The following is a 6,841-nucleotide window of genomic DNA, read 5'->3' on the forward strand; positions in this document are numbered from 1 at the left end:
GCTATAATTCTGATAAAATGATGTACACAAAAGAAGCCGAAGTTTTAAAAATTAAGCCCGTACCGCCTTTGTCTATTACTAGTTATAAGTATCAGTACAATGGAAAGGAGTTGCAGGATGAGTTGGGGCTTAATGTTTATGATTATGGAGCGAGAAATTATGATGCTGCTTTAGGTAGATGGATGAATATTGACCCGAAAGCTGAAAAGTATTTTGATTGTTCAACATATAATTATACTTTAAATAATCCAGTTTATTTTATTGACCCATATGGAGAAGATATATACTTACATTACTTCTTGAATAATAATCATAAAGATGGAAAAAGGGATAAAGCAGCTGATGAAATGTTTATGAATGCTGCTTTGACAAGAGCTATTGATTTTATTAATAGTGGTGAAACAGGTTCTGATGATATTTTGATTATGAGAGGCATAGATAATATGGATAATTTAGAATCAAACATAGAAAATGATATTGCTACCAATAAGGATACTTTTGGTAAAACAGCTGAATTTAGTTTATGGTCACATGGTGGTAATTCAGGTCCTTTCAGAGAAAATGCAAGTGGTCCAGCAGACCAATTGTCTGTTGAAAACTGGAGTAAAATCGATTTTAATTGGAGTAGCAATGCTACGGCAAATTTTTATGGATGTCGAACTGGGCGAACTGATAGTGAAGATGAAACAAAATTCGGTAAATCATTTGCGCAATTATTGTCTGGTCAAGACAATATGAAGAATGTGATGGTATGGGGGCAAACAACTAGGTCGTGGCCTTCAATATATTCTAACGCTAGATTGACTACTGATAATATTGCAAATGGTATTCATAGTGTACCGACATATATGGTTGGTAGTTCTAAAGGATATATGGACAGATTGTCTTCTATGTTACGTCATCCGTCAAAAAGCAATCCAATGTCGATTTTTAAAAATGGTGTCTTAATTGGATTTAGTCAGCAGTCAGGTAGAGAGAAGCCGAAATCTCCGGATGTTAAATTACCAGATGTTAAAAGATAAATTTATGATATGAAAAGAATAATAAAATTTTGTTTAATTCTTTTAGCCATTCTATTTGTTGTTGATAGATATACTTGGATGCCTCAAAGAGTTAAAGGGTTATGGATGTGGGAAGATGGTATAGAGTTAGGTGACCCCATATCGTATGAGTATAGTTTTATTTTAAAAGAATCTGAGGTTGTTTTTCTCGAATTTGAACAAAAAAAAGAATGGCCTAACATTGAATTAAATAGAAAAGGAAAGTTTTATTTATTGGGTTGTTATTTTGGAAAGATTTACTTTTTTGAAAAAAAATCAAAAAAAATATCAATTTATGTTAAAAAATGAATAGTGTTTAAAATTTAGTTCTATAATCTGACCCTGCTATTGCAATCATCTCACTCGTACCCACAAAGTAAGACAAACCCAGCAAATTGCTGGGTTTTGTTTTATAGTGCAGCTACATTTTTATTGAAGAAATCTTTGAATTTTTTAGTGGTCAGCATTTTATCAATGATTTTAAAGACTGTTGTTTTGTCGTCTTCGTCTAACTGCTGTAATAGTTGCATTTGTTCAATTGTAGATTTATCTTCAATTACAACTTCTTTAGGAATTAGATTTTCATCATAATTTAGAATTTGGTCAGCAGTCAAATTAAAAAGTTTAGTTAGCTTTTGTAATTCTACAACTGTAACTTCTCGTAACCCCGACCTCTCGGATATATCACCGCAACGATAGCGCGGAAATGCTTTCCGTGCCCCCGCTCCCGCGCGAATCCCTTCGCGTGGTTCTAAATAAAACAGATTTTTATTATATTTGATAAAAAAACAAGCATGAGTAGAAATTATAAATTCCATAATCCAGAGGGACTATATTTTGTAAGTTTTGCTGTGGTAGGTTGGTTAGATGTTTTTACAAGAAATGAGTATAAAGATTTACTTTTAGAAAGTTTAGAATTTTGTCAGCAAAAAAAGGGAATGGAGATTCATGCTTGGTGCATAATGACAAATCATATGCATTTAATTTTTAGAAGCATAGAAAATCAAAAACCTGAACTTTTATTAGGAGATTTTAAAAGGTTTACAAGTAGAAACGTAATTAAAGTCATACAAGAAAATCCAAGAGAAAGTAGAAAAGAATTTTTGTTAGATTATTTTAAAAAAGAAGCAGAAAAAAGTTCCAATGCAACCAATTATCAGTTTTGGAGACACGATAACAAACCAATTGAATTATGGAGTAATGAAGTAATTCAACAAAAAATAGATTACATTCACAATAACCCAGTTGAAGAAGGAATTGTTTTTAGACCAGAAGATTATAAGTATAGTAGTGCTGCAGATTATGCAGGTGAAAAAGGGTTATTAGATAATGTTTGTGTTTTTCAAAATTTTAAATTGTAGAACCACGCGAAGGGATTCGCACGGGAGCTGGGAGAGTTGGATTAGGTATTGAAATTCAGGAAATTGGAAATTTAAATCGTACATGGGACATGATTCTAGAGGTAAGTTTTTAGATAGAATTAATATAGATTTAAAAGTTAAATATGTTAAATAAAAAATGTTTTGAAGTTTGATGTCTTGTCTTGTTAAAAATATAATTATGTTAAAAGTATTATTTGTATTTGTTTCTATTTCTCTAATCTCTTGTAAAAGTTATCAGAAAATTGGAGATAAAAATTCAAATTACATTCCGTACTATCTAAAAGTATACGAGGCAGATAGTTTATTTCTTGTAAAAAATTATTCGTTAGCTTATGAAAAGTATGATAGTCTTTTTAAATACTACGAACCTATAAATATGCCGTTATATTTTGAATTTGAAAACTATATAAAGTCAGGTTTATTAGCAAAAAAAGATAAAAGCTTTAAAAAAGAATTCAAAAAAATAGTTGCCAATTATGGCTACACTTATGGAAATATAGAAAAAGATACTTTGTTGCAAGTGCTGGCTTCGCGTTTTAAAAAATCAAAAAAAGACATAGAAAAATGGCAAAAACAATATAGTTCAAAAATAGATACTTTTTATAGATATCAACTGACAACAATGAATTTAAATGATCAAAAAGTTAGAAATCAAAAACCACTAAATTGGGACGAGGTTGCTAAAATTGATAGACAGAACGATTCAATTTTACGACAAATGATAAATGTAATTAGTTACCCTAATTTCAAGAATGTTGGAAGCTTCAGAAAATTAAATGAAGACGAGAGAAAAGTTGATTTAGGAGTTGAAGTTTTATTAAACCATTTTACAAGTTCAGAGGAAAGTTTTCAATTTTATAATCAAATTCTACCAAATCTCATTAAAAAAGGGGAGTGTTTGCCAAAAGATTACGCTCATTTAATTGACAGGTATTATACTAAGAATAGTAAAGATTCATTCTTTTATTTTATTACGTTTAATCATGATTTTAAAAACAATCCATCTCTGGTTAAAATAATAAATGAAAGAAGGAAAAAACACGGTCTACCTTCAATTGAGTATGAAAAAATTTGGTTTGAAGAAAGGTTGATGAAAATGTAGCTCTTTATTTCTTTGTCAAGTATCATTCAAAATAATTTTACATCGTCTCATACCAACTAAATTTGGAATGAATAATGGCTTCTTTTTCCTTTTTTAAATACTCCAAATAGGCTAGGGCAGCTGGGTTGTGGTTTTTGCCTTTTACCCAGATTAAACTCCAATTGGTTTTTATAGGCAATCCTTTTAATGGAATAATTTGTAAGTCGTTGTTTTGTATTTCTTTACGAATTCCAATCAAAGGCATAATTGAATATCCTAAGCCAGCTAAAATAGCTTGCTTTATGGCTTCATTTGAAGTTAATTCCATACGTTTGCTAATCTTTAAATCATGTTGCTCGATGAAACGCTCCATAGTTTGGCGTGTTCCTGATCCACTTTCTCTAAACAGCAAAGGACGGTTTTCTAAAATAGCTTCAATTTTCTTTTTCTTGGTAAAATCTTCTTCTGTATTGCCCACTAAAAACAACTTATTTTGCATTAAATTGATTTTTTCTACTTTCATTTTTTCAGGTAGGATGGAAACCAAAGCAAAATCTACTTCATTGTTTTGCAAGCTTTTTACCACTTTATTCTTATTGGTTACATCCATTTCTAATTCTACTCCGGGATGCATTTTTAAAAAATCAGCCAAAAAGTACGGCATCACATATTTTCCAGTAGAAACTACTGAAATTTTGATTTTTCCAAAAAGCTGTCCTTTGTAGGCTAATGTTTTATAATCAATAGTGCTGACTTGTTGTAAGATTTGTTCCGCTGCTTCGGCAATTTCTTTCCCAAAATCAGTTACATATATTTTTCTTCCCACTACTTCAGTGAGCGGAATTTCAAATTGATCTTGAAAATTTTTTAATTGAATAGATACCGCAGGTTGGGTCAAATGTAACTCTTCTGATGCCTTAGTAACACTCTGATTTTGTACTACTTTCAAGAATATACGTAACTGGTTTAAAGTATAATTCATAAAAATATTTTATATAATGTATAGCAAATATAAATAAAAATATATAAATAATAATTTTAAAATTTGCACTTGTAATTAACTCATAAGGTTAAACTTAACTATGAAAAAAATAACTATACAACTCGTTTTGATTTTGTGCGTGATAATTGAATCGGTACTTATTTATAAAATGATAGCAACACCTAACATTATCCACCAAGAACTCTTTGCGGGATTAGCCGTTTTGGTACTGTTAACCATAATTCGTTTAATTAATAATCTAACAAACATTATTTATGGAAACCCTGAAAAAAATTAATCTAATTAACGGTAAGTTTGATTCGATTGAAGCACGCGAAATCTTACTAGATATGTGTAACAAAAATATAAATTTTAATAAAGTGCAAAATTTTAGTTCTCAAATTCGTTTTGGCGAAGATGATGAAAAAGCATTACATCGAATAGAACAATTACGTGAAAGTGTAGGCCATATTTTAGCAATATTGGATGAAGCTAAAGGACGTAATAAAAAACTAAAAATAAAATCGTTCATTGAAATCGAATATGAAGACTAAACCCAATCTTTTTTCTGGCCGTCGATTGCTTATTGTAACGAAACATCAGAAAGAAGAAGTTATAGCTCCTTTATTAGAAGCAGTTCTTGGTGTAACTTGTTTTGTAGTAAAAGATTTTGATACCGATAGTTTAGGTACTTTTTCAGGAGAAATTGCTAGAAAAGATAATCCTTTAACAACGTTAAGACAAAAATGTTGGGAAGGTATGCAATCGGAAGGATTTGATTTAGCAGTAGCAACTGAAGGTTCGTTTGGAAATCATCCTACTGTTTTTTTTGCTCCAGCAAACGATGAATTTATCATGTTAATTGATCAAAAAAATAAGTTAGAAATTGTAGAACGAGTTTTGAGTTTGGATACCAATTTTGATTGTAGTGAAGTTAGTACCAAAGCAGAGTTAAAGGTTTTCTTAGATAAAGTTCAATTCCCTTCACATGGTGTTATTTTAAAAGATGCTAGTGAAAATTGGAGTAAAATATATAAAGGGGTGTCAAATTATGATTTAGCCGAAAAAATATTCGACACGATTATTGCTTCTGGTGGTGGTTGTTATATTGAAACCGATATGCGAGCCATGCAAAACCCCACGCGAATGCAAATTATAAAAGAGGTTTGTTTAAAGTTAATTAACAAATTGCACTCGGTTTGCCCTGAATGTAATTACCCCGGCTTTGGTGTGGTTGGTACCGAAGCCGGTTTGTTATGTAGTAGCTGTTCAATGCCAACACGCTCTACATCGGCTCATATTTACCAATGTCAACATTGTAATTTCGAATCTAAAGTTTTGTATCCGAATGGGAAGAAAACTGAAGACCCAATGTATTGCGATTTTTGTAACCCATAAAAGAAATAATGATAAGTACAGATATTAATTTAGCAGTTCAGCATCTTAATGAAAATGGAATCATAGGTTTTCCAACCGAAACCGTTTACGGATTGGCAGGAAATGCTTTTGAAACCGAAGCCATTCATAAAATATTTGACGTAAAAAAGCGTCCTACTTTTAATCCCTTAATCGTTCATATTAAAGGAATTGAAGATATAGAACAGGTTGCGCAAGAAATTCCACCAATGGCTTATGAATTAGCCAATGCTTTTTGGCCTGGACCATTAACGTTAATCTTAAAAAAGAAACCACATATTCCAGATTTAGTAACAGCAAATCAAGATACAGTGGCAGTGCGAGTTCCTAATCATGCCGTAGCTTTAGAGCTTTTGAATTATATAAATTTTCCTTTGGTAGCACCAAGTGCCAATCCTTTTACTAGTATTAGTCCAACAAGCGCTGAGCATGTTGAAAAATACTTTGGAAATCAAATCAATATGGTTTTAGATGGAGGAGAATGTGCTGCAGGTATTGAATCTACAATTGTGGGTTTTGAAGATAATAAAGTTATAGTTTATCGATTAGGAGCTTTAACCCTTGAAGAAATTGAAAAAACTGCAGGAACTGTTTCTTTGGTAAATAAAAAAGAAAAAAAAACTATTGTTCCGGGCATGCTATTAAAACATTATGCTCCTAAAACTGATTTTATATTGACAAGAAATGTGCAACAAGAATTAGAGTGGTACTCCGATAAAAAGGTAGGACTGCTTTTATTTGACTCTTATGTTTCGCACTATGATTCTAATTATCAAATTGTTTTATCTGAAGAAAGCGATTTACAAGTAGCGGCTTCCCAATTATATAATGCCATGCATCAGTTAGATAAAATGAATTTAGATGTCATTATAGCAGAACGTTTACCCGAATATAGTTTGGGAGTTTCAATGAATGATCGATTAGAAAGAGCTTCAAAAAA

9 protein-coding genes are annotated in these 6,841 nt (G+C 31.1%); 7 read left to right on the plus strand and 2 right to left on the minus strand.

Annotated features, from left to right (window positions below; translation table 11 throughout):
* The coding region (locus B4I81_RS00165; protein WP_291106161.1) for an RHS repeat domain-containing protein at positions 1-1,022 on the plus strand (1,022 nt) is incomplete at its 5' end.
* Between the two features lie 9 nt (positions 1,023-1,031).
* On the plus strand, positions 1,032-1,349 hold the full coding sequence (locus tag B4I81_RS00170; RefSeq protein WP_291106163.1) for a hypothetical protein: 318 nt from the start codon (positions 1,032-1,034) through the stop codon (positions 1,347-1,349).
* 101 nt (positions 1,350-1,450) lie between these two features.
* Here the strand turns inward: B4I81_RS00170 and B4I81_RS00175 are convergent, their stop codons facing one another.
* Positions 1,451-1,858 carry a hypothetical protein gene (locus tag B4I81_RS00175; RefSeq protein ID WP_291106165.1) on the minus strand — a complete coding sequence of 136 codons (408 nt, stop codon included), beginning with the start codon at positions 1,856-1,858 and terminating at the stop codon, positions 1,451-1,453.
* On the opposite strand from B4I81_RS00175, the gene B4I81_RS00180 reads away from it, so the two are divergent.
* On the plus strand, positions 1,835-2,401 hold the full coding sequence (locus B4I81_RS00180) for an REP-associated tyrosine transposase (RefSeq protein ID WP_291106167.1): 567 nt from the start codon (positions 1,835-1,837) through the stop codon (positions 2,399-2,401). The genes B4I81_RS00175 and B4I81_RS00180 overlap by 24 nt on opposite strands.
* 199 nt (positions 2,402-2,600) lie before the next feature.
* Positions 2,601-3,524 carry a hypothetical protein gene (locus tag B4I81_RS00185; RefSeq protein WP_291106170.1) on the plus strand — a complete coding sequence of 308 codons (924 nt, stop codon included), beginning with the start codon at positions 2,601-2,603 and terminating at the stop codon, positions 3,522-3,524.
* 37 nt (positions 3,525-3,561) lie between these two features.
* Here the strand turns inward: B4I81_RS00185 and B4I81_RS00190 are convergent, their stop codons facing one another.
* Positions 3,562-4,485, minus strand: coding sequence for a LysR family transcriptional regulator (locus tag B4I81_RS00190; protein WP_291106172.1), 924 nt, complete (start codon positions 4,483-4,485; stop codon positions 3,562-3,564).
* Between the two features lie 275 nt (positions 4,486-4,760).
* On the opposite strand from B4I81_RS00190, the gene B4I81_RS00195 reads away from it, so the two are divergent.
* From B4I81_RS00195 to B4I81_RS00205, 3 genes are all read left to right on the plus strand, one after another.
* Entirely contained in the window at positions 4,761-5,039 is a 279-nt protein-coding gene (locus B4I81_RS00195; protein WP_291106174.1) for a hypothetical protein, read from the plus strand.
* Entirely contained in the window at positions 5,029-5,883 is an 855-nt protein-coding gene (locus tag B4I81_RS00200; RefSeq protein ID WP_291106176.1) for a DUF6671 family protein, read from the plus strand. The genes B4I81_RS00195 and B4I81_RS00200 overlap by 11 nt, the downstream gene beginning before the upstream one ends.
* A gap of 8 nt (positions 5,884-5,891) precedes the next feature.
* Positions 5,892-6,841: L-threonylcarbamoyladenylate synthase (locus tag B4I81_RS00205; protein ID WP_291106178.1), on the plus strand; the 950-nt coding region annotated here is incomplete at its 3' end.

The sequence above is a fragment of the Flavobacterium sp. UBA6195 genome (genome assembly GCF_002422095.1).
GTDB lineage: Bacteria > Bacteroidota > Bacteroidia > Flavobacteriales > Flavobacteriaceae > Flavobacterium.

What these genes read in the sequence shown, in the direction of transcription:
- B4I81_RS00185 (WP_291106170.1), top strand. Translation starts at nt 2,601, where the DNA reads ATGTTAAAAGTATTATTTGTATTTGTTTCTATTTCTCTAATCTCTTGT.
- B4I81_RS00175 (WP_291106165.1), bottom strand. Translation starts at nt 1,858, where the DNA reads ATGGAATTTATAATTTCTACTCATGCTTGTTTTTTTATCAAATATAAT.
- B4I81_RS00200 (WP_291106176.1), top strand. Translation starts at nt 5,029, where the DNA reads ATGAAGACTAAACCCAATCTTTTTTCTGGCCGTCGATTGCTTATTGTA.
- B4I81_RS00170 (WP_291106163.1), top strand. Translation starts at nt 1,032, where the DNA reads ATGAAAAGAATAATAAAATTTTGTTTAATTCTTTTAGCCATTCTATTT.
- B4I81_RS00190 (WP_291106172.1), bottom strand. Translation starts at nt 4,485, where the DNA reads ATGAATTATACTTTAAACCAGTTACGTATATTCTTGAAAGTAGTACAA.
- B4I81_RS00180 (WP_291106167.1), top strand. Translation starts at nt 1,835, where the DNA reads ATGAGTAGAAATTATAAATTCCATAATCCAGAGGGACTATATTTTGTA.
- B4I81_RS00195 (WP_291106174.1), top strand. Translation starts at nt 4,761, where the DNA reads ATGGAAACCCTGAAAAAAATTAATCTAATTAACGGTAAGTTTGATTCG.